Here is a 24,793-nt window from a genome sequence, read left to right on the forward strand (position 1 = left end):
CTGTTGATCTCTCACACCTCAAGTCTAGTGAGCCGCACCCACACCCAGCTGTCCAGACCAGTGACATACGGGCTTCTTGCCAGTGAGCTGGACGACAGGTGCGGGAGGACATGGGCCGGGCATGGGTAAACTGAGTTCGAAGCCACCGCCCCCGGCAGCTAAGGAAACCACCATGACCAGCCCCACCCCGCGCCACGGAGCCTACCGGCCATTGACTCGCAGGAGCCTCCTGGCAGCCGCCGCAGTGTCCGCCGTCGCACTGATGAGCGCATGTTCAGCCCCGGCAACACCTGTTGCTTCCACCACGGCCAGCAACTCTTCAGCACCAGCGTCCGCCACAGCCACCTCCACGCCGGCAGGCACAGCCCGCGCAAGCACGGCACCTGCCACCGGCACGGCCAAGCCATCGGCGGAGTCCGCTGTGAAGGAACTCGTGGCCGGGTTCCCTTCGATTGTGCTGCCGCTGATGAAGGGTGCCGAAATACAGGCTTCCAGCTTGGTGCATGCCAGCCCCGTGTCCACGGCCTCCCTGACAGCCTCCATCACCGCGACTCCGGAGGCCGTTTTGAAGAACTACACGACCGTCCTGACAGCTCAGGGTTTCAAGGCACAGCCCGGTGACGCAGTTGATGGGGTGCCCCTGAAGACGTTTGTCCGTGCTGGCGGGCAGGAGATCGTGACGGTCTCCGTTGTCCAGACAACAGCAACGTCCACCTTCACTTTGGGTGCCACCCTGCTGCCTGCATCGTTCAAGTAGGCCCCTGCCCGCCACCGGCACCACGGCTCACCGTTGTTGCCACAGCACGAACCCCATGCACGCCCTCACAGCAAGGAATCCCACAAGCATGAACGCAATGCCCGTCCGCGACGGCGCAGCCCTTGCTGCCGAAAACGAAGCCTTCGTTGCAGCAGTTGCGGCCGAACTGCAAGTTTTCCTGGCCGAAAAACGCGAGTTGCTGGAGCAGATCTCACCGGCAACCCTTGTTCTTGTTGATGCCATCAAGACCCTTGTTACTGGTGGAAAGCGGATGCGGTCCTTGCTTTGCTACTGGGGTTGGCGTGGAGCCGGGGGCGCACCCGACGACGCCGTGATCATCCAGGCAGGCGCCGCCCTCGAGCTGTTTCAAGCCGCAGCCCTCATCCACGATGACATCATCGACAGGTCGGACACCCGGCGTGGCGGTCCCAGTGTGCACCGCCAATTCAGCACTCTGCATGCCGATTCTGGTTGGTCTCTGGATGCAGAGCGCTTTGGCGAAGCCGCCGGCATCTTAACCGGGGATTTGTGTCTGTCCTTGAGCGAAGAGATGTTCGCCCGTATTGGTTCCGGGGCGCACAGCCGCGCCCGTGCTGTCTTCAACCTCATGCGGGCCGAGGTCATGGCCGGGCAATACCTGGATATCTTGGAAGAGGTGTCCGGACCATCCAAGCCGCATGAGACCGCCGTCGCCCGGGCTTCCTCCATCATCTTGTACAAGAGCGCCAAGTATTCCTCCGAGCACCCCGTGGTGTTGGGCGGGGCCCTCGCCGGAGCAAACGAGCAACTTCTCACCGGTTACAGTGATTTTGCCTTGCCGCTTGGACAGGCCTTTCAATTGCGCGACGACGTTTTGGGGGTGTTTGGGGATCCCGTAAAAACCGGCAAGCCTGCTGGCGACGACCTCCGCGAAGGCAAGCGCACAGTTCTTGTGGGCATGACCATCGATGCGGCGGATTCCGAAGACCGGGACTTTGTGGATGAGAACTTGGGCCGTCAAGATCTCAGCGAAGAGGAAGTGGCGCGCATGTGCGCCATCATGGTGGACTCCGGGGCACTGGCGAGCACGGAAGCACTGATCACACAGTTCGGAGAAGCAGCCTTTGGCGCATTGGCCCAGCTGCCGATTGGCGCCGATGCGGCTGCTGCCCTAGCCGCCCTAGGCAATGCTGCGGTGTCCAGAACGGCCTAGACGGCATCAAAAAGCCTGCCAGCTTCCCACGCTGAGGTTCTCAGTTCCGGGGCTGCTGGCAGGCTTTTTCCTGCTCTGGCTTCTTGCTGGCGTGCTACCAGCCGAGGGCTGCAGCCCGACGGCGAATTTCAGTTTTGCGGCCCTCACGTAGGGCGTCAATGGGGCGTCCGGGCAGTGACTCATCTGCGGTGTAGAGCCAGGTGATGGCTTCCTCATCTTCAAAGCCGGCATCGTGAAGCACCGTGATGGTGCCCTTCAGGCTATCAAGAACGTGGTCACCGTCAATGAACTCCGCAGGGACGGCCCTGATGGAACGCTCACCTACGCGCGCTGCTAACAAGGAACCGTCCTTGACAAGGGCATGGACTTTGGTGACCGAGACATCAAGCATCTCGGCGACATCGGGCAGGGGCAACCATTCGCTGACTACTGTTTCAACATTACTCACCCTGAAAGGTTCCCACATTTTTCCTGTTCCTGTACAAATTTAGTGACGTGTGCAAAGGGCTGCGAGACGGTTAGAGCCTACTCATGGGTATTTTCGTGTAAATTCACTTCTAGTCGCTTTAGAAACACCATCATCATTAGCCCCATCCGTAACGAAACCTTGAGGTATGCACCCATGACGCAATCACAACTTTTGACCTCCGGCAGTAAAAAGCTGGTGGCTGTCGCCACCGCCGCCATTCCGGTGGTCATACTCTCTTCGCTGGTGTTGGCCCACCCGGCCGCCGCCGTCCAGGCATACGCAGCCGGGAACAGCATTCCGGCAGCCATGGTGGCCAGCTCCCTACCACGGAGCATCATGGCCACGGGCGGGGCGGTCAAGGCTTTCTTGAAAGCTCAGCCCGTGGGGGCCATCACGCACACAGTTGTGGCAGGCGACACCGTGTCAGCCATTGCTGCCCGCTTCGGGGTGTCTACGGATTCGGTGCTCTCAGCCAACAACCTGACGGCCAGCACACTCATTCACCCCGGCAAGGTCCTGAAAATTTCAGGTGCCGCAGCGGGCCAGGGCGCAGCTCCAGCGGCTCCGTCCTCCGAGGCCAACTACACCGTGCGTACTGGGGACACCTTGGGCGGTATTGCAGCCCAACACAACATCTCCCTGGCGACTATCTTTTCGCTGAACGGGCTCAGCGGCAGCTCCGTCATCCACCCCGGCCAGAGCGTCAAGGTTGGAGGGAAGGCTGCGGCGGCTTCGCCGTCGGCCTCCTCGGAGCAGGTACAGAACACCGGCGGCGGGGGCAAATACGTGATCCGCGCCGGTGACACGCTCTCAGCCATCGCCGCCAAGCACAATGTGAGCCTGTCCTCCTTGCTGGTCGCCAACGGAGCGGACCCGAAGACGACCATCTACCCGGGCAAGACGCTTTCCATTCCCGGCGTCAACGCTGCCTCAAGCTCCGTGACCGCCATAGCACCTGTCGCGGAAGCCCCAGCCCTGAGAGCCGATCAGCGCGTGCCCAGCACCTTCCTGCACTACACCTACCCCGACGCCGTGGTCAATGACGCCGACCGGAACAAGGCGGCCTTGCTGGCCGCGCCGTCCCCTTCACGGTCCCAGATGCAGCAACTGGTAGCCAGCACGGCTACCAGCATGGGCGTTGATCCGGCACTGGCCATGGCGTTCGCGCAGCAGGAATCCGGCTTCAACCACCAGTCGGTGTCCCCCGCCAACGCCATTGGCACCATGCAAGTCATCCCTTCGGCTGGCGAGTGGGCCTCGGGCTTGGTGGGACGCCAGCTGAACCTGCTCGACCCGCAGGACAATGTCACTGCAGGCGTGGCCATCATTCGGGCACTGCACCGAGGCGCCGCAAGCGAGGACATTGCCATTGCGGGGTATTACCAGGGACAGTACTCAGTGAGTATCTACGGCATGTTCGGTGACACGGTGAACTATGTGGCTGGCATCAAGGCCAACCGCGAGCTTTTCCGCTAGAAAGCGATTTGCAAGGGACCGGCGCGCTGAGGCGGTGAGTGAACGGCGGATGGCTTGGCCGGGGGTGTTGCATGGGGCCGGGCACATCCGCCGTTGTAGTACAAGGTTGGGTTGACCCTTGCCTATGAGGTTGTTGGATCACTGACGAACATGTCGTTCCGTCGTGTCGAAAGTCTGTGCCACTTTGGCCGTATTTCCCGGTTTTCGGTCGGCAGCCCAGCGAAGACGCAGGCTTTCCTCAAGTTCTTGCGCGTCCAGGAGTCGTCGGATAGTCTGCAGGTTATTTTCGAGTCTGGGAATCCAACGGTTTTCAACTGCCCGCTGGCGGGTCCTTGTTGCTGCGAGCTCGGCAGACAGCTGCATTGCCGCACGCTTGAGAGCCGCATACCGAACTCCCGCAACAAGTGCCCTGCGATGTGCTGAAGCCGTGTAGGACAAGGCTGAGCTTCCCCCCATCGGCGGCAGCTCCGGGAGACGGCATTCCGAGCCTTCGGGAAACCGCACGCCCATCGCGTTGCCCCACGTCAACACGACTGTGGAGGCTTCCAATGGTGCCGCTGACTCTATCCTGGCGCTTCCATCCAGGGCGGCGCAGCGGCGCATCCAAAGGGCGGCCTCCCTGGCAAGGGACTCCCATTCCTTACAGGCCAGTTCAGCGTTGAGTTGAACCTGTTCAAGCTGGTCCCCCAAGAGGTGCTGCTTACGATCCAGGAGGCGTGCCCCGTGGCGGGCTGTCTCCAACCGGCGCTCGATCTGGACCTTAGCCGCCCGCCCCATGCTGCTCATTCACCGTCATCCCCCTTGGGCAAGTATTTCTCCAGGAGCGCGGTCGACAGCATGGTCAATTCCTGTTTCGGAAGAGCTGCCAGAGCAGCCCACGCCCGGTCAAGCGTATCCGCCAAGGACCTCACTTCGTCCCGTCCTTGGTCAAAAAGTCCCTCCTCCACCAGGGTTCGGTACTTGATGTAGCTGCGGTCGGTTTCGCTCAAAGCTGCCTCTCCCACCAGCTCGGCCAGCTCAGTTGCCTGCCGAGCACGGGCCAGGGCGGCCAGCACCTGGGCCGCCACGTCAAGATGATCCTCCCTGGTGCGTCCCTTGCCTGCCCCGCTGCGCATCAAGCGCGACAGCGAGGAAAGGACATCCACCGGCGGGTAGATGCCCCGGGCTGCCACGTCCTGTGAAAGGACAATCTGACCCTCAGTGATGTAGCCAGTCAAATCGGGCACAGGGTGCGTGATGTCCCCGCCGGGCATTGTCAACACAGGCACGATTGTCACCGAACCGTCGCGGCCCTTGACCCGTCCGCAGCGCTCGTACAGGGTTGCAAGATCGCTGTAGAGGTAGCCTGGATACCCCCGCCGGGCCGGTATTTCCCGCCGGGCCGCAGATACTTCTCTAACGGCTTCGGCGTAACTGGTCATGTCCGACATGATCACAAGCACATCATGGCCTTCGGTGTATGCCAGATGTTCCGCTATGGTCAGTGCAATTCTCGGGGTGAGTATCCGTTCAATGACCGGATCGTCTGCGGCATTGAGGAGTAGTGTCAGCTCGCCTCCTGCAGACCGTTCTTCAAGACGGTCCCTGACATACGCAATGTCGGCATGGGTCAACCCCATGGCAGCGAACACCACGCGAAACGTCTGGCCGCCAGCGGTCGCCTGCGCCGCGATCTGCGTTGCCAGCGTCAAATGAGGTAGGCCCGGCACCGAGAAAATAGGCAGTTTTTGTCCCCTGACAAGCGTGGCCAGCCCATCGATGACGGAGATGCCGGTCAGGACGGGCTCCTGTGGAGGATCCCGGTAAACTGGGTTCAGGGGCCACCCGCTGACAGGCAGCGTCGCCGTACCCGTCACAGGTGGTCCACCATCGAGTGGTTCTCCACGACCATTGCAGACCCGCCCAAGCCATTCCGTTCCCACTTGAACGTGCAGTGGGCGGCCATCGAAACGGATTCGAATTCCCTCCAGAGACATGCCGTCAGTGCTTTCCAGCACTTGCAAGGTGGCAAGGTCATGATCCACTTCAAGTACAAGTCCGTGTCTGCACTCGCCGCGTGCCATGTCAACGGTGGCAAATTCGTCCCACCCGACGCCATGGACACCGCCAACCACGAGCAGCGGACCGCGAAGCTCACGAATGTCTCCGTGAGAGACCTGCGGAGCAAAGCGAACAGCTGGGGCTGGCGCTGCGGCTTCGCCCTGGCCCGGCGAAGCTCCACGCAAGTCCATCATTTCAGGGTCTCCAGCTCCATGAGAAACTCAACGCCGCGGGCCCTGACAGCCGCTGCATCCGCAGGGCCGCATTCTTCGCGGGCTCGAAGCACCGGTCCGAGGTCGACTTGCTCAATGGTCGTTGCTGACACGCCACGCTCAATGAGCCGTTGGCAGGCATCCACCACATCAAGCACCAGGTCCAGCAGTGCGGCGGCTTTTCCCGTCGAACAAAAGGCATCGTTGGCATTCAGTGCGTTCTGCATCAGCACTCCGTCCCTGAGCAGCCTGCCTCCGAGCAACAGCACACGTTCCTGGGCCGGTAACGACGAACTGCCGATAATCTCTGCCAGTTCGGCCAGCCGGTCCGACTCCGCCAGCAGGGCAATTGCCCGTTCCCTGCGGGCTGCCCAATCCGGTCGGCCGTTGGCCGCATGCCACGCTCCAAGTTCTTCAGCATCCCTGGCAAAGGAGCCGGTCCAGCTGACGGCAGGATAGTGCCGGGAATAGGCCAGGTCCCTGTCCAACATCCACAGTGACCGCACAAAACGTTGGGAGTCGGTGGTGACGGGTTCCGTCATGTCCCCACCGGGCGGAGAAACGGCGCCGATCACGGTAACTGAGGCGGTCTGCCCGCCGAGAGTTGTGACACGGCCAGCCCGCTCGTAGAAAGAGGCCAGTTCGGAGGACAGGTTGGCGGGATAGCCTTCTTCCGCAGGAAGGTCGCCGTTCCGGTTGGCGAATTCCCGCAGCGCTTCGGCCCACCTCGACGTGGAGTCGGCGATCACGACAACGTCATATCCCATATCACGGTAGTACTCTGCCACCGTGATACCGGTAAAAATGCTCGCCTCGCGAGCCATCATGGGCATGTTTGAGGTGTTGGCGATGATGACGGTGCGGTCGATCAGCTTGCCCCCGGTTCTGGCGTCCTCGAGCTGCGACAAACCGGCCAGCACATCAGCCATTTCGTTGCCTCGCTCCCCACAGCCCACGTAGACAATGACGTCGGCATCACTCCACTTGGCGATCTGCTGCAACATCATCGTTTTCCCAGTTCCGAAGCCTCCAGGCACCGTCGCGGCAGCCCCACGTGCCACCGGAAACATCAGGTCGAGGACTCGTTGGCCGGTATGCAGCGGCACTGCGTCAGTGTTTCGCGAACGGAACGGACGGGCCCGTCGTATCGGTGAGGGTTCGGCGAGGGTCACGCTGGTGCCAGCCACCACGGCTATCGGGTCAACCCCCCGCACGCGGCTTTCCTGGGCCAACCAGCTCAGCTCGCCGAACACACCGGCAGGCACCAGAACCCGATGCTCAACCGAGCCTGATTCCGGCACAGTGCCGAGAATATCGCCGGGCGAAACATTGGTGCCGGCAACTGCCGTGGGATTAAAGGTCCATTCGCGTGCCAGGACCACGGGGTCTGCCAAGGAACCCGATCGTTCCGGTGTCAGCCACATAGGCGCCGAGGATAGGGGCCGCATCAAGCCGTCGAAGACCTGGCCGAGCAGACCCGGACCCATGAGCCCGGACAGCTCGTCGCCGGTGGCGGCGGCAACATCGCCCGCTTTCAACCCGCCAGTATATTCATAGGCCTGAAGTGTGGCCTTGTTGCCCACGATGGCCACCGTTTCCGCGATGATCCGCTGGGGTCCCACTGTGATCAGTTCAAGCATGGATAAACCTTCCACGCCCTCAACCTCCACCAAGGGTCCGCTGACCCGCACGACCCGGCCATCCTGCCGGGCTGCTAAAGATTCCACAGCTCACGCGCCTCGGGCATGGACTCCAGGGTCATCCCCGCCAGAATGGGAAGGGAAAGATCCAGTCGACGCGCGCCTGCCTCTCCGATGACGCCTCCGTCAGGACTCATGGACACGCTGGCTGCCGCTCCCAGCAGGTCCAGACAGTGCTGCGTCAGCGCATTCACCAGTGCCGGGTATCGTTGGTCGTGTTGCAGCGTAAGGGCTCTGGTCCGCAACTGCTGGCGGAGTTCCTGCAGCAGTCTGCTGCGCTGTGCCAAGACAAGTTCGTTGGCCTCCCGGCGTACCCTGGACGACCGAAGAGCTGCCTCGGACCGAGCCGCCGCCTCGCCGTCCTTTACAGCTGCAGCCACGATGAGGGCGGCTTGTTCCCGCGAGTCAGCCAGCAGGGCAATGACTTGCTGGCGGGCCGCCTCCCTAAGTTCGGAGGCCTCCTCATCTGCCGCTGACCGGAGGGCCTCCCGAATGGGGGCGAGGGCACCGTCAGCTTCCGGCGACAGCATGGTCATGAAGGAAGCACCACCGTCATGGGTGACTTGGGATCGGAAAGCGCTGATTCCAGCACCCGGGCCGAGCGTGGCGTAAGGATCACCACGGACGTGGCTTTCGGAAGTGCGTTTCAGGCGCTGAGGATTTTCTGGTCGCTACGGCATGCATGGATGCATACACCGGCAAGCCGGAACCCTTCCACAAGGGCATGCTCTCCGATCGCCGCGACCGTATTGGCAGCTGCATGTTCAGACCTTGTGGAGGCTCCCACGTTCATGCCTTACCGATCAAAATGATGGAAATAATGAGGCCATAAATAGCGATTCCTTCGGCGAGGCCGACCACCACCATGGCCCGCCCAAAAATTTCTGGGCGCTCACTCATCGCCGCCAGTGCAGCGGATCCTGTGTAGGCAACGGCAAAAGCTGCACCGATCGAGGAACCTGCGACTGCAATGGCTGCCGCTATCAGGGCCGCCCCTCCGGCGCCTGCAGGTGTGGCGGCGGCAGCCGCAACACTGCCCGTTGCGGCTGCAGGAGCCGCACTCAATGCGCCAGCCAGCAAGGCCAAGGCGCCGGCCATCATCACGATGTTGAGGGCCGTGAATATTTTCAACGCCGATTTTCTCCAGCGTTTGACGAGAAGGATCGCTAAAGTCGCAGCAACTAAAAAGACGGGGAGGGTGCCTAACCAAAGATTCATGGCAGAGGCCTTTCAGCTCGTGTGCCTGTGGAGGCAGTTACGGTGTCCAAGTCTATTGTCCACGGTTTGAACGGACGGCCCTCGGATTGGAAGATTCGGGAGAACAATTCGTAGTACTCCAGGCGAAGTGCCTGAATTCCCGCCACCAGGGCCTCCAGCGCAAAGGTGACGATATTGCCTACAAGGAACAACAGGACTGCCGCCCCGGCACGCCACCCAGGAGCCCACAACGACGTCGTGCCGTTCCAAACCACCATCAAGAGCGCGGCATGGGTCAACCCGAATGCGGCGAGGCGTGCGAAGGAGACGATATTTGAGCCCAGCCGGATAACGGTGTCCACGAGTTCGATGAACGCCTGGATGACCGCAGTTCCTCCTCCCCCCGCTTCAACATAAAGGCCTATAAAGATGAAAACCAGCGCCCCAAGGGCGATGATGATGGCTGAGGCGATCATCATTCCTATGCCTGCGGTGAGCCCCCAAACAAGAAGCCCAACGGATACAAACAACAGTGAACCGGCGGCACCGGAGCGGGCATAAAGCGCCAAACCCCAGCCGCCCTCCCGCACACGATTGATCGTACCGATGGCGTAGGCGCCTGCGAGTAGGAATGCCCCTACTCCCAAGCCGGCCAGCAGCAACGGCACCGGGTTCGCCAAAGGATCCAACCACAACACGGGCACCAGGCCGGTGGGGCCGAAAGCCTCCCCGTAGAGGAAGCCGAAGGCGATTGCGGCTAGGCCTGCTCCGCTGACGAAAAGCCACGTTCGTTGCAGCGCGGCAGCCTTCTTGATGCGGCCGCTTCGCAAAACCAGTCCGCAGACCAGCAGGACGGCTCCGTGTCCCACGTCGCCAAACATCATCCCGAACATAAGCACATAGGCCATTCCCGCGATGCGTGAAGGGTCAAGGTCTGCATAGGGAACGGTTCCGTAGGTATCCACGAGCGTCCGGGACGTTCTGGGCTTTCCGCGTCCGCCCAGCAACGTTGGAGGTTGGATCCACTTGGGCCGGGGAAGGGGAACAACAGCCGCCCCCAACGGTGCGAGCACTCTCGCAAGCGCAGGGATCTCGCTTTGGGGCGCCCAGCCAACCAGGGCGGCCGTGGGCCCGGACTCGACGGCCGCGGCAGCCGCCCTCTCCAATTCCTCAGCACCATTGCCTGTTTCGTATGGGAGATCCAGCTCGACGAGTGCAGTGCGTGCAATTTCCGCCAGCATGCTCCTTAGCTGCTGTTGGGGAGCCACTAGGGCAACCCGCTGCATCCGGGCGGGAGCCAACGATTCACGAAGCTTCATCGAGTACCTCGCTTGACCCTGCACCGGCGGCCGCAGCAGCAAGGGCGGCGCGTACACGCCATGCATCCACCGACAACACGGCAATGGCCCCTAGAACAACATCAGGTCCGGGCAGGGAGCCGCGAAGCAGCCGGAAGCCGTCCTTCTCCACCGTGCTGTGTGCCTGGGCTTCCGCCCGCCACAGCTCCATTGGCGAGGCAATGTCCAAGACCACCTTTTGCAGGGACGGCGCAAGAGAGTCCCGAAACTCTCCGATGCTGCCAGCGGACTCCCATGAACGCCCAATAACGGGGCGCAACAGGTGAAGGAGCGGCGGGGCCGCGGTGGCGCCATCAACCGTCAGGCTCCGCGCCGCGGTGAGGACGCACATGGCACCGCACCATGGCCGTGCAGCGGGCGCCAGCGCCAGCAGTCGCCGCGCCCAAGCCACCCTCAGCGCTGCTCCCAACGGGCCTGCGGCGAGGCCGCCGACGTCACCCCAAGGCGTGGTGCGCAGGATTGCGGTAAGTTGTTCGCTGGAACCGGCCTCACTGACGTTGTGCCATGCTGTCGCAAGTGCACCAAGGTAGTAGGGGGCCGGGGCAGTTGGCCCGCCCTCGAGCTGGCGGGCCAACGCTACAATATTCTCGATTTCAAAAGTCCCCGCCGCAACCCGTGCAAGCGCCGTACCCGACGCAGGAAGCCAGCCGGCGAGCACCCTCACCTGCCACAACACCGACTCCTGAATTCCCCGTTCGGCCTCGGCAAGTCCTGACGCATGGCCCAGCCAGTCAGCGTAGCTCGACCCTTGCAGTGACGACAGGGCGGCATCCAAAGTAAGTTCCGCGGCAATCGAGCGACTCGCACCGGCCCCTAGCCGGCGTCGCGCCATGGCCCGGGCCCGCACGGAAGACGCAACCCAGTCTGTTTTCATTTCTGTCCAGTAATCCGTGAACTGAGCATGGTGTCGATGATTTTGCCGACGAAGGCAGGAATGCGGGCCAGGCCGGACTCTTCAATTGCGGCGCCGTCCCGGCGTGCCTGCTCAATGGCCAGTGTGTCCCGCTCCGCGGCGTCTCGCCTAACCCTTGCGGCTGCATCAGCCCGTGCAGCACCAGCCTCAAGTCGGGCTCGCGCCAGGACAGCCGCCGCATGGGTGCGAGCAGCGGCTACATCACGTGCAGCTTTGATCCGGGCTTCCTCCACGATCACTGCGCAAGCCTCCACGTCAGCATCAAGTGCGGCGAAGACCGGCACCAATTCAGCAGTCGGTCCCTGAACATCAGTGGCCGGAACCCCTACTGGTCCGGCTGGCCCGGGCGTTCCCACGGGCCTGAAGCGGTCCAATATACCCAATCGCGCCACGACACCTCCATTGAAAGGTCCACAGGGCCCCATTCTAGTCCTGCAGTTGTCTAAATTGGGGGCGGCGGCCTCATGATTTGCAAAGGCACGATTGGCCTCGTTCCTGGTTTTTTCAGGGCCTGTTGGAGCGCCGGGTGACGACACGCAACAATAACCTGATCGACGCCACATTCGTAGGAGCGGTGGACCAGACGCCGGTTCAGGCCTGGAAAGGGATTTACGCTAAGCGGCAAGGCGAAAGCTCGCCCTGAACGAAAAGGAACCCCGGCACGGTGTTGCCGACGGTTCCTTTTCGTTTCTGCTCACATAAGCTGGAGGCGTGCATGATGAATCCGCCGACCCTTTGATCGGCTCAACGGTCGATGGACGCTACTTGGTACTGTCCAAGGTGGCGCACGGTGGCATGTCTACGGTGTATTTGGCGAAGGATCTTCGCCTCGACCGTAATATTGCGCTGAAGATCCTTCCCCCGCACCTAGCCACGGATGCAGATTTCATTGGGCGGCTGCGCCGGGAAGCCCAAAGTGCCGCAAGTCTTTCCCACCCGCACGTGGTCCAAATCCACGACCACGGCGTGGGCCCGCAGCACGCCTACCTGGTCTTTGAATTTATTGATGGGTACACGCTGCGCGACGTCATCAACCAAGATGGCCCGCTGAGTCCGCGGCAAGCCCTTGATCTTCTCGAACCCGTGGTGGAAGGCTTGGCTGCCGCCCACGAAGCGGGCCTGATACACCGGGACGTCAAACCCGAAAACGTGCTGATTTCGCACCAGGGCTGGGTGAAGATTGGCGACTTCGGACTGTCCCGGACTGTCACCACGTCCACCAACACCAGAAATTTACTCGGTACGGTCGCCTACATCGCCCCGGAGCTCGCCCAGGGCCACGGTGGGGATGCGCGTAGTGACATCTACTCCGCTGGGATCATGCTGTATGAGCTGCTCACCGGGGTGCAGCCCTTCCGCAGCACCATTCCCGTGGCTGTGGTCATGTCCCATGTACAGGACCAGGTGCCATCCCCGTCCTTGGTTGTTCCAGGGCTCCCAGCGGACATGGATGACCTGGTCCGCTGGATGACGGAGAAGGAGCCGGACAAGCGTCCGTCCAATGGCACGGCGCTGTTGGAGGAGCTTCGCCACATCCGGACAAACATGACCGCTGCCGAGCTGGACTTCGACGGGGCGCCCAGGGCTGTGGCAATTGACGCAGCCCATCAGCAGGCCACCGATGTGGTCCCTGCACCCTTCGCACATCCCCAAGACCTCACCGCGGTGGTGCAGGCACCCAACTTTCCCACCTCTGTGCTGCCGCCTTCCCGCAATCTATACGCCGATGACCCTTTTGCGGACCAGCACGACGGCGCGGTGGCCCCAAACACGCAGACGTTGACGAAGCGCCAGGCCTCCGCAGAGACGAAGGCGCGCGCCAAGGCTGCTGCCACCCCACGCACGTCTCTTGGCCCCGCAAAACCGCGGCGACGGGCTTTAGTGTGGATTCTGCTGGTTCTGCTCTTAGGCGCCATTGCCGGCACTGCCGGCTGGTATCTGGGGTTCGGGCCCGGCGCTTTGGCAACGGTTCCTGATGTACACAACAAGTCAGTGGCCCAAGCTGAAGAAATGATGCTCGCAGCCGGCTTTGAACATTTCCCCACAGCGGAAGTCTTTGATGAGACGGTGGCCTCGGGCCTGATTGTCGCAACCGACCCCGGCGCAGGTTCTTCAGTGCGCAAGTTCAATGGCATCACACTGCGGGTCTCCCGCGGCCCAGTGCTGTACCCGGTTCCATCCGTCACCGGCAAACAGCTCGAGGACGCGAAGCAGAGCCTCACCGACGGCCACCAAGTGGTGGGAAGCGTCAGCGAAACCTACGACGAGAAAGTTCCAGCCGGCGTCGTGCTGAGCCAGGATCCGCCGGCAGGCAAGGAATTCCGTGGGAACACCAAAGTGGACTTGACTGTTTCACTGGGTCCGAAGCCGATCCCGGTACCGGCGGTGGCAGGCAAGTCCGAGGCCGACGCCAGGGCAGCGCTGAAGGCGGTGGGCCTCGTGGCTGCGATTGCCCGGGAGAATGTTAACAGCACCACCGTCCCAGCCGGCTCGGTTGTGTCGCAGTCCCCCGATGCTGGAACCCTGAAGGCCGGGGAGACCGTCACCCTGACCTTGTCGAAGGGCCCCCGGATGATCGACGTGCCCAGCTTCGTGGGCAAGCAGGTCGGCGTGGCCACCAAGGCGCTGGAAGGACTTGGCTTTGAGGTGAAGGTCGAGAACATTCTGGGCGGCTTCTTTGGCACGGTGCGCGTCCAAACGCCCGATGGCGGCCAGGCCCCCGAAGGCTCCACGATCGTGTTGAAGGTCGTCTAACAAAGCGGCCCCCGCCCTTTGCAAGAAGAGTGGGGGCCGCGGCCATTCGAAGGGCTGCCTACTTGGACTTGCGCAGTGCCTCGGAGACGAGGAACGCCATTTCCAGTGACTGCTTGTGGTTCAGGCGAGGATCACAGACGGACTCGTAGCCGTTGACGAATGCTTCCTGTTCGATCGGGTCGGCGCCGCCGAGGCACTCGGCCACGTCGTCGCCTGTCATCTCCACGTGCAGGCCGCCGGGGAACGTGCCCTGTGCCTGGTGGACTTCGAAGAAGCCGCGGACCTCGTCAATGACGTCGTCAAAGTTGCGCGTCTTGTACCCGTTGGGTGAGGTGACGGTGTTGCCGTGCATGGGGTCCGTGACCCACAGGACCTGAGCGCCGGACGCCGTAACCTTCTCCACCAAGTTCGGCAGCTTCTCGCGAATGTTGGTGGCGCCCATACGGGTGATGAATGTCAGGCGACCGGGCTCGCGGTTGGGGTCGAGCTTCTCGATCAGACGCAGTGCGTCGTCGGGGCTGGTGCTGGGCCCAAGCTTCACACCAATCGGGTTGCGTACCCGGGAGAGGAAGTCCACATGTGCCTGTTCCAGGTCACGGGTGCGCTCACCAATCCACAGGAAGTGGGCGGAGGTGTCATAGGGCAGGCCCGTGCGTGAATCAATGCGTGTCAGGGCGCGCTCGTAGTCAAGCAGCAGTGCTTCGTGGCTGGCAAAGAATTCCACCGTCTTGAGGGCTTCAAAGTCCGCTCCGCAAGAGGCCATGAACTTGATGGCGCTGTCGATTTCCTTGGCGAGGTGCTCGTAGCGGCTGTGGGCCGGGTTGGACGTGAAGCCGCGGTTCCACTCATGCACGCTGCGCAGATCGGCAAAACCGCCCTGCGTGAAGGCACGGATCAAATTCAACGTCGAGGCGGAGGTGTGGTACGCCTTGAGCATGCGGTTCGGGTCGTGGAGACGGGACTCCGGCGTGAAGTCAAAGCCGTTGACAATGTCGCCACGGTAAGCGGGCAACGTGACACCATTGCGGGTTTCATCGTTGGAAGAGCGGGGCTTGGCGAACTGTCCGGCCATGCGGCCCATCTTGATGACAGGAAGTTGGGCGCCATACGTCAGCACCACGGCCATCTGCAAAATCGTTTTCACGCGGGCACTGATCTTGTCCGCTGTGGCCGCTTCAAATGTCTCGGCACAATCGCCACCCTGCAACAGGAACGCCTCACCCTGAGCTGCCTGGGCCAGGCGTGAACGCAGCACATCCACTTCGCCGGCAAAGACGAGCGGCGGAAGCGTGGACAGTTCCTTAATCGCAGGGGCAAACGCCGGGGAATCGGACCACGTGGGCTGTTGGGCGATGGGCAGCTCACGCCAGTCGTCAAGACCAGGGTAGGTTGCGGCACCGGGGACGGAGGAACCGGTCGCGGGTGCAAAAGGTGCAGTGGAAGTTAGATCAGTCACCCCTTAACCCTATCCCTGAAACGCGTCCCCCACTAAACCGTCCGTTTCTTGAGATGGCCACAGTGTCACCTGCCGACGGAGAGGCTATTGCTGGGCGCCGCCGTCTTCCGTCCCGGGAGCCTGAGCTGTGGTCTTGGCAGGAATTTCAGCCGCGCTCCCGGCAGGAGTCTGAGGAGCGGCCGGGGCAGGGGAAGGGGCGGCTTTTGGCTGATCTTTCGCGGCGCCGACGATCGTGACGGTTCCGGGCACAATGCCGGCGGGTGGTTCGATCCGGACTGCATCGCTGGCATTCTTGCCATTCGCGGATTCCTTGCCCGTGGCGGCGTCCTGGCCGGTCGCGGAGTCGGCATCCTTGGCCGCTGTGGGCTTGACCGCAGTTTTGGCTGTTTTCTCGGCGGCTATCTTGTCCTTGACCGTGGAGGCGTAGGAGTCAACGTATTCCTGGCCGGAGAGGCGCATGAGCTCATACATGATCTCATCCGTCACCGAGCGTTGGACGAACCGGTCATCCGCCATGCCCTGATACCGGCTGAAGTCCATGGGCTCGCCAAAGATCACACCCAAGCGGCGGATGGTGGGGATGCGCCGGCCGATGGGCTGAACCTTGTCGGTGCCGATCATCGCCACCGGAATGACGGGAACATTGGCGGTCAGGACGAGTTTGGCCACGCCCACCTTGCCACGGTAGAGCCGCCCGTCGGGGCTGCGGGTGCCCTCGGGGTAGATGCCCAGCAGTCCGCCGCCGTTGAGTACTTCCACACCCGTTTGCAGTGAACCGGCGGAGGCCGCCCCGCCAGAGCGGTCCATGGGCAGCTGGTTGGTGAGCTTGAAGAAGGCTGCTGTCAGTCGGCCTTTGATGCCACGGCCGGTGAAGTAGTCACTCTTCGCCAGAAATACCACGGGCCGGGGCACCATCAGGGGCATGAAGATGGAGTCCGAAAAGGAAAGATGGTTGCTGGCCAGCACAGCCGGGCCATCAACGGGAAGGTTGTCCAGGCCCTTCGTCCAGGGTCGGAACAACACCTTTAGTACGGGGCCCAGAAATATCTTCTTCAATACCCAATAGATCACGGTGGCATTCCTCCTGTGGCGCTGCCGGTTGCAAGCGAACCGAGTGCATTGCGGTACCCCCGCTGTGGACGTATCAACAGTAGTCTAGTGAACGTGGCATGGAATCTCGGCAGCACGGCCGCGTTCCTACGTCCACTAATTCTCCGGCCGCCGCTGCCGGACAGGAAAGGGGCCAGCACCATGGTGCAATCGTTCCGTTCCCCGGGGCATGGGGAGCTTGCCAGCATTGGTGTAGCAGTGTGCCATGGTTTCACCGGTTCTCCCGTCAGCATGCAGGGTTGGAGCGAGTCTTTGGCCGACGCCGGATTCGCCATCAACCAGCCACTGCTCGCCGGCCACGGCACGAGTTGGCAAGATCTCTCCCGCACACCGTGGGAGCACTGGTACCGGGACTTTGAGGCTGCTTATCTGGAACTCGCAGGCCGTTGCGAGACGGTGTTCGTGGCGGGTTTGTCCATGGGAGGGGCCTTGGCGTTGCGCGTGGCAGCTCTGCACCCCGTGGCCGGTGTTGTGCTGGTAAACCCCGGGCTGACGTTTTCCGACAAGAGGGCAAAATATTCGGGACTGTTGCAGCACGTCATGAAAAGCGTCCCCGCCATTGGCAATGACATCAAGCTGCCCGGCGTTAGCGAACATGCCTATGCCCGCACACCGGTTGCTGCGGTCCACCAGCTGTCACAGCTTTTTGAAGACACCATCGCACGCCTGCCACAAGTCACAGCCCCCACGCTGGTGTTTCGCTCCACTGTTGACCACGTGGTCCCGGAAACCAGCATGGATATATTGAAGGAGCGCATTGGCAGCAGCGACGTCCAGGTGGTGAGACTGGAAAACAGCTACCATGTAGCCACCATGGACAACGATGCTCCCTTGATCTTTTCCCAGTCCGCCGACTTCTTCCGAAGGAACCACCATGCACTCTGACCCCGGAGCGGGCATGCCGCAAACGGGCGGCGATGACGAGGCAGTCTGGCGTGATCTCGTGGCACGGCTGGAACAAGCCGAGGATGCCTTTATGGATGAGGAGCTCAAGGACGGGAGCACCGCAGCAGGAGCTGGTGGCACCAATAACACCGCTGACAGCAAAGGTGTTTCCGACTTCGATCCGCTGGGTGTGTGGTCCCGCCAATCGGCCCCCGTGCCGCAGGAACCGGCTGCAGGAGATCACCACCCTGACATGTACGACGCCGGAGCTGCCGCAGCGTTTGGGCCGCGCGACTACGGCGTTGAGGACGACGACGACACGTTTGTTCCGGCTGATCTGCCGAGTTTGAGCAATACCGAACCGGTTATCATGTTGTCCTGGATCGCCGCCGTCGGCGGTCCACTGTTCCTTGTTTTCTCGGCAATTTTCTGGCGCCAAATTCCACTGATGCTCGTCTTTGGCGTCATCTTGGCATTCTTTGCCGGCGCAGGTTACCTGCTGTACCGGCTGCCCAACCACCGCGATCACGACAGCGGCGACGGCGCCGTCGTCTAAGACGGCACGGCTAAGACGGCACGTTCGGCTTCACCTGCGGGACAGGTCTGCGGCACCAATGAGACCGGCCATGGGGCCCAGCTGTGCAACTGTGATGACAGCCTCCTGACGGTAGCCGCGCCCGGTCAGGTTGCGGGAGAATGCCCTCCGCGCGGGTTCAAGCATGAGCTCGCCGGCAGCACTGAGCCCGCCGCCAACAATGAATAGTGCCGGGTCAAGCGCAGCCGCCAGGTTGGCGATGCCCAGCCCCAGCCAGTCCCCCACTTCTGCCACCAGCTCGCGCGCCGTGGCCTCGCCCTGCAACGCGAGTTCCGTCACCACGCTTCCAGTGATGTCCTTGTGTTTGCCGTTGACAGCGGCCAGCAGTCCCGCCGCCATGGGCGAGTGCTTCTTGGCCAGTTCACGCCCTTCGCGCCCCAGCGCGTTCCCTGAAGCGTATTGTTCCCAGCAGCCACGGTTCCCGCATTCGCAGCGGTGTCCGCCGGGCATGATGATCTGGTGGCCAAATTCCCCTGCCATGCCAAAGCTGCCGCGCTCCACCCCCCCATCGATGACCAGTGCCCCGCCAATGCCTGTTCCCAAGGTCAGCATGATCAGCCGGCTGTATCCGCGCCCGGCACCAAAGCGAGCTTCCGCCCAGGCGGCGGCATCGGCGTCGTTCGTGACAAGGACGGGGCGGTGGAGCAACTTCTCCAGGTTCTCCCGCAATGGTTCATCGCGCCAGGCAAGGTGCGGGCTGAAGACCACCCGAGCACCAGCTAAATCCATCCACCCTGCAGCGCCGATGCCAACGGAGGAAATCTCGTGCCGCGCACCCAACTCCTGGACCAGTTCCGCAATGACACCTTCGACGGCGCGTGCGTCACGTCCCGGTGTGGCCCGCCGAATCACTTCCAGGATGGCGCCATTACCGTCCACCACACCGGCAGCCACTTTGGTGCCACCAACGTCTATCCCCAACACCAACGGGAGGTGGCTTCCTTCGGGGTGGGCAGGCACTGGGTGGACGGGCAGGGATCCAAGGACTGGCGGGAGCATCCTCTGATTCTATCCATGCCCATGGCCCACTCCACGGCCAGCACTGCTGGACTGATATTGATTGTGTGAGGTGGACAACATAAAGTTACTCATGAGTAACATAACGGTTCGCGCGAATCGCAACCATGGCCGATAGAGTGAAGCAACACGATCGACGGCCCACATATCAAAGGAGCTATTGTGCAAGAGATTTCCGTTCCGGCCAAGGTAGTCAGCCCCAGCACCATGAACACAACGGATTTTGTGCTGCGGCAGGCAAAACTGCCCAGCAACCCCGCACTTTTCTCCCGGCGCAATGAAGACAACGTCTGGGTCGATGTGTCCGCCAAGGAGTTTCTCGCTGATGTAAGCGCGCTTGCAAAGGGCCTGATAGCCTCCGGGATCGAGGTTGGTGACCGGGTCGGCATCATGGCCCGCACATGCTACGAATGGTCGCTGGTGGACTTTGCCATCTGGTTTGCCGGGGCTGTCTCCGTTCCGATCTATGAAACCTCCTCCCCCTCCCAGGTGGCCTGGAATCTGGGCGACTCTGCCGCCGTGGCAATCTTTGCCGAAACCGGCGCGCATGAAAATGTCATCCGCCAGGCAGCCCACAATGAGGACTTGAGCGCACTGACCCACGTCTGGCAGCTCGAAGGAGACGGCCTCGATGTGCTCCGCGAAGCAGGCCGCGAAGTCAGTGACGAAGCGTTGGAAGCCGCACGGGCCGCCAACGGCCTGGAAGACACCGCCACCATCATCTACACTTCCGGCACCACCGGGCGCCCCAAGGGCTGCATGCTGACCCACAAGAACTTTGTGGAACTAAGCGAAAACGCACTGTCCGTACTGGCCTCCACCGTGGTGACACCAGGCTCACAAACCGTGATGTTCCTTCCACTGGCCCACGTCTTTGCCAGGTACATCTCCGTGCTGGCAGTGGCCGGCGGCGCCAAGGTGGGCCACACACCGGACATCAAGCACCTGCTGGAGGACCTGCAGAGCTTCAAGCCAACCTTCATCCTGGCCGTGCCTCGCGTCTTTGAAAAGGTGTACAACTCCGCCTCCCTCAAGGCCGAGGGCGAAGGCAAGGGAAAGATCTTTGCTGCCGCCGCCAAAACCGCCATCGCATACTCCCGCGCGCAGCAGGACGGCGGCGCAGGGCTGGTGCTCAAGCTCAAGCACACCCTCTTTGACAAGCTTGTCTACACGAAGCTGCGCGCGGCCATGGGCGGCAACGTCCGCCACGCGGTATCCGGCGGCGGCCCACTCGGTGAGCGTCTGGGCCACTTCTACCAGGGCATCGGACTGCAGATCCTTGAGGGCTACGGCCTGACGGAAACCACGGCCCCGATCACTGTCAACCGCCCCGAGCGGATCAAGATCGGCACGGTGGGGGCCCCGCTTCCCGGCAATGCCGTGAAGATCGCGGACGACGGCGAAATCCTCGCCAAGGGCGTCTGCGTCATGAAGGGCTACTTTGGCCGCGACGACCTGACGGCGGAAAACTTCGTGGACGGATGGTTCCGCACGGGGGACATCGGCCAGCTCGACGACCAGGGCTTCCTGACCATCACCGGGCGCAAGAAGGAAATCATCGTGACCTCCAGCGGCAAGAATGTGGTCCCCGCCCTGTTGGAGGACCAGATCCGCGCCGACAGCATCGTTTCCCAATGCGTGGTCATTGGCGAGCAGCGCCCGTTCATTGCCGCCCTGGTCACCATAGATGAGGAAGCACTGCCACAGTGGGGCAAGCAGCACGGCCTGCCCGCAGGCATCACCGTCGCGGAGGCCGCCGAGCACCCGAACGTCATTGCGGCCGTCCAGGCAGCAGTAAACCGCGCCAACTCTTCCGTTTCACACGCCGAGGCCATCAAGCAGTTCAGGATCGTGGACAGCGACTTCACCGAGTCCTCCGGCCATCTGACCCCGTCCCTGAAGGTCAAGCGGGCCCAGGTCATGAAGGACTATGACTCCGTGGTTGAAGAGATCTACCTGAGCAAAAAGCCGGTCTAACAAAGCGCGGGGGCTGTTGTGGTGATCGGAGGCTGCTATAGCAGCCTCCGATCACCACAACAGCCCCCGCAGCCGTCTGGACTAGCTGATGACCACCAGCAGGTCCCCGCCTTGCACCTGGGCCACACCGGAAACGGCGAGGCGGGAGACGGTGCCGCCCACCGGCGTCGTAATTGACGCCTCCATCTTCATGGCCTCAATCGTGGCGATGGTGGACCCTGCCTCGACGACGTCACCCACCTCCACCTTGACACTAACGGCACCGGCGAACGGTGCTGCGACCTGGCCCGGTACGTTCGCATCGGCCTGCTCAGCGGCCTTGACGGTGCTTTCAATGCCGCGGTCGCGCACTGTCACGGGGCGGCTCTGGCCGTTGAGCTTGCACACGACGGTGCGCATGCCCTTTTCATCGGCCTCGGAGACGGTCTCCAGGACCGCGATCAGGCGTACACCCTTGTCCAAAGCAATGACGTGCTCCACGCCGCGGCGCAGGCCGAACAAGTAGTCGCGTGTGTCAAGGACGGAGACGTCGCCGTACGTGTCGCGTACAGTCTGGAAGTCCTTCGTGGGCCCTGCGAACAGCAGCCGGTTCAGGGCTGCGCGGCGGGTTTCGCTATCCCCGGCCAGTTCCGCACTGTCCTCTGTGCTGAGTGTGCCCACCCGTTTAACGACGGTGCGCCCCTGCAGCGCCTTCGTGCGGAACGGCTCCGGCCAGCCGCCGGGCGGGGTACCCAGCTCGCCGCCGAGGAAGCCGATGACGGAGTCGGGGATGTCGTAGTTTTGCGGGTTCGCCTCAAAGTCGGCCGGGTCGGCCTTGATGCCCACCAGGTGCAGGGCCAGATCCCCCACCACCTTGGACGACGGCGTGACCTTCACCAGGTGCCCCAGGATCCGGTCCGCAGCGGTGTACATGTCCTCGATTTCCTCGAAGCGCTCCCCGAGGCCCAGTGCAATGGCCTGCTGGCGCAAGTTGGAGAGCTGACCACCGGGGATTTCATGCAGGTAGACGCGGCCGGTGGGTGCGCTCAGACCTGATTCAAACGGTGAGTACAGGCGGCGTACAGCTTCCCAGTAAGGCTCAAGGGAGCTGATGGCGGCCAGGTCGATGCCCGTGTCCCGCTCGGTGTGCGCCAACGCGGCAACTAGGGCTGAAGCCGAGGGCTGGCTGGTGGTGCCGGCCAAGGCGGCGGAGGCGACGTCAACGGCGTCGACCCCTGCATTGATGGCAGCCATCAGCGTGGCGAGCTGGCCACCGGCCGTGTCATGGGTGTGCAGGTGCACCGGCAGCTCAAAGCGTTCGCGCAAAGCCGTGACCAGCTTCGCAGCTGCAGCTGGGCGCAACACGCCGGCCATGTCCTTGATGGCCAGGATGTGCGCACCGGCGTCGACAATGCGCTGTGCCAAGGCCATGTAGTAGTCGAGGGTGTAGATGGTTTCCGCCGGGTCAAGGAGATCCCCGGTGTAGCACAGGGCCACTTCGGCAACTGCGGTGCCCGTGGCGCGCACAGCTTGGATGGCAGGCACCATCTGATCCACGTCGTTGAGTGCGTCAAAGATGCGGAAAATGTCGATTCCGCTGGCCGCAGCCTCCTTCACGAACGCGTCGGTCACCTCTGCCGGGTACGGCGTGTAACCCACCGTGTTCCGTCCGCGCAGCAGCATCTGCAGGCAGACGTTCGGAAGGGCTTCGCGCAAGGTGGCCAGACGCTGCCAGGGGTCCTCGCCCAGGAAGCGCAGCGAGACGTCATAGGTGGCCCCGCCCCACGCCTCAACGGAGAACAGCTGCGGCGTCAGCACGGAGACAGCCGGACCGGCAGCGGCAAGGTCCCGGGTGCGGACTCGGGTGGCCAGCAGGGACTGGTGGGCGTCGCGGAAAGTTGTGTCGGTGACGGCTACGGCAGTTTGCCTACGCAGAGCTGCGGCGAAGCCTTCCGGGCCCAGTTCTGCCAGCTGTTGGCGCGTTCCGGTGGGGGCCGTGGTCGGATCAACTTCAGGCAGCTTGCTGGCCGGGTCCGCCAGCGCGTTCAGTTCGCCGTGCGGCTTATTCACTGTGACGTCGGCAAGCCAGGTCAGCAGCTTCGTGCCACGGTCCGAGGAACCGCGGTATTCGAGCAGTTCGGGGCGCTCGTCGATGAACGACGTTGCCACGTCACCGGCGTTGAACGCTGGGTCTTCCAGCACTGCCTGCAGGAAGGCGATGTTCGTGGAGACTCCGCGGATGCGGAACTCCGCAAGGGCACGGCGGGCACGGCCCACGGCGGTTTTGTAGTCGCGGCCGCGGCACGTGAGCTTCACGAGCATGGAGTCAAAGTGCGGGCTGATGACAGCGCCCGTGTATATGGTGCCGCCGTCGAGCCTGATGCCCGCACCGCCAGCTGACCGGTACGTGGTGATGGTTCCGACGTCGGGGCGGAAGCCGTTGGCGGGGTCCTCGGTGGTGATGCGGCACTGCAGGGCGGCACCCTTGACGTGGACGCTGTCCTGGCTCAAGCCAAGGTCTGCCAGGGTTTCACCTGCGGCGATGCGCATCTGTGCCTGGACAAGGTCGACGTCGGTGATCTCCTCCGTGACCGTGTGCTCCACCTGGATGCGCGGGTTCATTTCAATGAACACGTGCTGGCCGGCGCGCTCACCGACGGTGTCCACGAGGAACTCCACGGTTCCGGCGTTCACGTAGCCCATGGCCTTGGCAAACTTGACGGCGTCGCCGTGGAGGGCCTTGCGAATGTTCTCGTCAAGGTTTGGCGCCGGGGCGATCTCGATGACCTTTTGGTGGCGTCGCTGCAGCGAGCAGTCGCGCTCGAACAGGTGGATGACGTTGCCTTCGCCGTCCGCGAGGATCTGCACTTCAATGTGGCGCGGACGCAACACGGCTTGTTCCAGGAACATGGTGGCGTCACCGAATGCTGCATCAGCCTCGCGCATGGCAGCGCGCAGGGCGTCTTCGAGATCCTCGGCCTTTTCCACCCGGCGCATGCCGCGACCGCCGCCGCCTGCAACAGCCTTCGCAAAGATGGGGTAGCCAATATCTGCAGCCGCACTGAGCAGGTAGTCAAGATCGTCACTGGGTTCGCTGGATTTCAAAACAGGGATGCCCGCCTTGCGGGCGGCCTCAATGGCGTGGACCTTGTTGCCGGTCAATTCCAGTACTTCGGCCGGGGGGCCCACAAACGTGATGCCAGCGTCCCTGGCGGCTGCCGCCAGTTCCGGGTTTTCCGAGAGGAAACCGTAGCCGGGGTAGATAGCGTCCGCCCCTGATTCCTTGGCGACACGGATAATCTCCGCCACGTCAAGGTAGGCGCGGACGGGGTGCCCTTCCTCCCCGATCAGGTAAGCCTCGTCCGCCTTTTGGCGGTGCGTCGAGGTTCGGTCCTCATACGGGAACACCGCAACCGTCTTGGCGCCCAGCTCGTAGCTGGCACGAAAGGCGCGGATGGCGATTTCGCCGCGGTTGGCTACCAGAATCTTGGAAAACATTTCACTCCTGTTTTGACGAAAATGTCGTGACGGCTGCACCACGGTGGCGGTGCGGCCGCAAAGCTGAGAGAACCTGCCCCGTGTGAATCCAGGCTAGTCCCCCATGTGGTGAGGCAGCATTGCAGGCTGTGCTGCAACTCACCGTTGTCAGCGTAGCAAATCACACAGCCACCACGGTTGTGGGGGCCCCCCCCAAAGGTTTGTGGGG

The 24,793-nt window shown here is 62.6% G+C and carries 20 protein-coding genes; 7 read left to right on the top strand and 13 right to left on the bottom strand.

The features are described 5' to 3' along the window. The first annotated feature begins 172 nt into the window (after window positions 1-172). A complete protein-coding gene (locus JMA46_RS05265; protein ID WP_207344247.1) occupies window positions 173-757 on the top strand; it encodes a hypothetical protein in 585 nt (194 codons plus the stop codon). Between the two features lie 97 nt (window positions 758-854). Then, window positions 855-1,949 carry a polyprenyl synthetase family protein gene (locus tag JMA46_RS05270; protein ID WP_207344300.1) on the top strand — a complete coding sequence of 365 codons (1,095 nt, stop codon included), beginning with the start codon at window positions 855-857 and terminating at the stop codon, window positions 1,947-1,949. Window positions 1,950-2,043: 94 nt separating this feature from the next. Here the strand turns inward: JMA46_RS05270 and JMA46_RS05275 are convergent, their stop codons facing one another. Further along, window positions 2,044-2,397: an Rv2175c family DNA-binding protein gene (locus JMA46_RS05275; protein WP_207344249.1), complete on the bottom strand. Its 354-nt coding sequence runs from the start codon at window positions 2,395-2,397 to the stop codon at window positions 2,044-2,046. 174 nt (window positions 2,398-2,571) lie between these two features. On the opposite strand from JMA46_RS05275, the gene JMA46_RS05280 reads away from it, so the two are divergent. After that, a complete protein-coding gene (locus JMA46_RS05280; protein WP_207344256.1) occupies window positions 2,572-3,894 on the top strand; it encodes a LysM peptidoglycan-binding domain-containing protein in 1,323 nt (440 codons plus the stop codon). A 138-nt stretch (window positions 3,895-4,032) separates the two neighbouring features. Here the strand turns inward: JMA46_RS05280 and JMA46_RS05285 are convergent, their stop codons facing one another. The 8 genes from JMA46_RS05285 to JMA46_RS05320 form a co-directional block, all read right to left on the bottom strand. Beyond that, window positions 4,033-4,680: a V-type ATP synthase subunit D gene (locus tag JMA46_RS05285; protein ID WP_207344258.1), complete on the bottom strand. Its 648-nt coding sequence runs from the start codon at window positions 4,678-4,680 to the stop codon at window positions 4,033-4,035. Beyond that, complete coding sequence (locus JMA46_RS05290; protein ID WP_247647067.1) at window positions 4,677-6,128, bottom strand: V-type ATP synthase subunit B; 1,452 nt, start codon at window positions 6,126-6,128, stop codon at window positions 4,677-4,679. Before JMA46_RS05290 ends, JMA46_RS05285 begins: the two co-directional genes overlap by 4 nt. Continuing rightward, a complete protein-coding gene (locus JMA46_RS05295) occupies window positions 6,125-7,873 on the bottom strand; it encodes a V-type ATP synthase subunit A (protein ID WP_207344264.1) in 1,749 nt (582 codons plus the stop codon). Before JMA46_RS05295 ends, JMA46_RS05290 begins: the two co-directional genes overlap by 4 nt. Then, window positions 7,861-8,382: a V-type ATP synthase subunit E family protein gene (locus JMA46_RS05300; protein WP_207344266.1), complete on the bottom strand. Its 522-nt coding sequence runs from the start codon at window positions 8,380-8,382 to the stop codon at window positions 7,861-7,863. The genes JMA46_RS05295 and JMA46_RS05300 overlap by 13 nt, the downstream gene beginning before the upstream one ends. Before the next feature lie 253 nt (window positions 8,383-8,635). Further along, window positions 8,636-9,064: an ATP synthase subunit C gene (locus JMA46_RS05305; protein WP_207344268.1), complete on the bottom strand. Its 429-nt coding sequence runs from the start codon at window positions 9,062-9,064 to the stop codon at window positions 8,636-8,638. Next, window positions 9,061-10,284 (bottom strand): V-type ATPase 116kDa subunit family protein, encoded by a 1,224-nt coding sequence (locus JMA46_RS05310; RefSeq protein ID WP_207344270.1) that lies wholly within the window; start codon window positions 10,282-10,284, stop codon window positions 9,061-9,063. The genes JMA46_RS05305 and JMA46_RS05310 overlap by 4 nt, the downstream gene beginning before the upstream one ends. A gap of 64 nt (window positions 10,285-10,348) precedes the next feature. After that, entirely contained in the window at window positions 10,349-11,275 is a 927-nt protein-coding gene (locus tag JMA46_RS05315; protein WP_207344272.1) for a hypothetical protein, read from the bottom strand. Continuing rightward, window positions 11,272-11,706, bottom strand: coding sequence for a hypothetical protein (locus JMA46_RS05320; protein WP_207344274.1), 435 nt, complete (start codon window positions 11,704-11,706; stop codon window positions 11,272-11,274). The genes JMA46_RS05315 and JMA46_RS05320 overlap by 4 nt, the downstream gene beginning before the upstream one ends. Window positions 11,707-12,025: 319 nt before the next feature. Between JMA46_RS05320 and pknB the strand changes: the two genes are divergently transcribed. Beyond that, entirely contained in the window at window positions 12,026-14,068 is a 2,043-nt protein-coding gene (gene pknB / locus JMA46_RS05325) for a Stk1 family PASTA domain-containing Ser/Thr kinase (protein WP_207344276.1), read from the top strand. A 58-nt stretch (window positions 14,069-14,126) separates the two neighbouring features. On the opposite strand, the gene JMA46_RS05330 is transcribed toward pknB, so the two are convergent. Continuing rightward, a complete protein-coding gene (locus tag JMA46_RS05330) occupies window positions 14,127-15,524 on the bottom strand; it encodes a 3-deoxy-7-phosphoheptulonate synthase class II (RefSeq protein ID WP_207344278.1) in 1,398 nt (465 codons plus the stop codon). An 84-nt stretch (window positions 15,525-15,608) separates the two neighbouring features. Next, window positions 15,609-16,595 (bottom strand): 1-acyl-sn-glycerol-3-phosphate acyltransferase, encoded by a 987-nt coding sequence (locus JMA46_RS05335; RefSeq protein WP_207344280.1) that lies wholly within the window; start codon window positions 16,593-16,595, stop codon window positions 15,609-15,611. Between the two features lie 180 nt (window positions 16,596-16,775). On the opposite strand from JMA46_RS05335, the gene JMA46_RS05340 reads away from it, so the two are divergent. Together JMA46_RS05340 and JMA46_RS05345 are read left to right on the top strand one after the other, a co-directional pair. Continuing rightward, window positions 16,776-17,519, top strand: coding sequence for an alpha/beta fold hydrolase (locus JMA46_RS05340; protein WP_207344282.1), 744 nt, complete (start codon window positions 16,776-16,778; stop codon window positions 17,517-17,519). Further along, a complete protein-coding gene (locus JMA46_RS05345) occupies window positions 17,509-18,075 on the top strand; it encodes a hypothetical protein (protein ID WP_207344283.1) in 567 nt (188 codons plus the stop codon). Before JMA46_RS05340 ends, JMA46_RS05345 begins: the two co-directional genes overlap by 11 nt. 30 nt (window positions 18,076-18,105) lie before the next feature. Here the strand turns inward: JMA46_RS05345 and JMA46_RS05350 are convergent, their stop codons facing one another. Further along, window positions 18,106-19,113, bottom strand: a complete 1,008-nt coding sequence (locus JMA46_RS05350; protein ID WP_207344285.1) for an ROK family protein — start codon at window positions 19,111-19,113, stop codon at window positions 18,106-18,108. Between the two features lie 180 nt (window positions 19,114-19,293). Between JMA46_RS05350 and JMA46_RS05355 the strand changes: the two genes are divergently transcribed. After that, window positions 19,294-21,108, top strand: coding sequence for an AMP-binding protein (locus tag JMA46_RS05355; protein WP_207344287.1), 1,815 nt, complete (start codon window positions 19,294-19,296; stop codon window positions 21,106-21,108). Between the two features lie 81 nt (window positions 21,109-21,189). On the opposite strand, the gene JMA46_RS05360 is transcribed toward JMA46_RS05355, so the two are convergent. Next, the gene (locus tag JMA46_RS05360; RefSeq protein WP_207344288.1) at window positions 21,190-24,585 is read right to left on the bottom strand and encodes a pyruvate carboxylase; all 3,396 of its coding nucleotides are present in this window, start codon (window positions 24,583-24,585) and stop codon (window positions 21,190-21,192) included. Window positions 24,586-24,793: the final 208 nt, after the last annotated feature.

Origin of the sequence: Arthrobacter sp. E3 (assembly GCF_017353415.1) — a bacterium.
Classification (GTDB): Bacteria; Actinomycetota; Actinomycetes; order Actinomycetales; family Micrococcaceae; genus Specibacter.

Coding starts and splice junctions, on each gene's coding strand:
- JMA46_RS05265 (WP_207344247.1), top strand. CDS start 173: ATGACCAGCCCCACCCCGCGCCACGGAGCCTACCGGCCATTGACTCGC.
- JMA46_RS05270 (WP_207344300.1), top strand. CDS start 855: ATGCCCGTCCGCGACGGCGCAGCCCTTGCTGCCGAAAACGAAGCCTTC.
- JMA46_RS05280 (WP_207344256.1), top strand. CDS start 2,572: ATGACGCAATCACAACTTTTGACCTCCGGCAGTAAAAAGCTGGTGGCT.
- JMA46_RS05285 (WP_207344258.1), bottom strand. CDS start 4,680: ATGAGCAGCATGGGGCGGGCGGCTAAGGTCCAGATCGAGCGCCGGTTG.
- JMA46_RS05290 (WP_247647067.1), bottom strand. CDS start 6,128: ATGATGGACTTGCGTGGAGCTTCGCCGGGCCAGGGCGAAGCCGCAGCG.
- JMA46_RS05300 (WP_207344266.1), bottom strand. CDS start 8,382: ATGACCATGCTGTCGCCGGAAGCTGACGGTGCCCTCGCCCCCATTCGG.
- JMA46_RS05305 (WP_207344268.1), bottom strand. CDS start 9,064: ATGAATCTTTGGTTAGGCACCCTCCCCGTCTTTTTAGTTGCTGCGACT.
- JMA46_RS05310 (WP_207344270.1), bottom strand. CDS start 10,284: ATGCTGGCGGAAATTGCACGCACTGCACTCGTCGAGCTGGATCTCCCA.
- JMA46_RS05315 (WP_207344272.1), bottom strand. CDS start 11,275: ATGAAAACAGACTGGGTTGCGTCTTCCGTGCGGGCCCGGGCCATGGCG.
- JMA46_RS05340 (WP_207344282.1), top strand. CDS start 16,776: ATGGTGCAATCGTTCCGTTCCCCGGGGCATGGGGAGCTTGCCAGCATT.
- JMA46_RS05345 (WP_207344283.1), top strand. CDS start 17,509: ATGCACTCTGACCCCGGAGCGGGCATGCCGCAAACGGGCGGCGATGAC.
- JMA46_RS05350 (WP_207344285.1), bottom strand. CDS start 19,113: ATGCTCCCGCCAGTCCTTGGATCCCTGCCCGTCCACCCAGTGCCTGCC.
- JMA46_RS05360 (WP_207344288.1), bottom strand. CDS start 24,585: ATGTTTTCCAAGATTCTGGTAGCCAACCGCGGCGAAATCGCCATCCGC.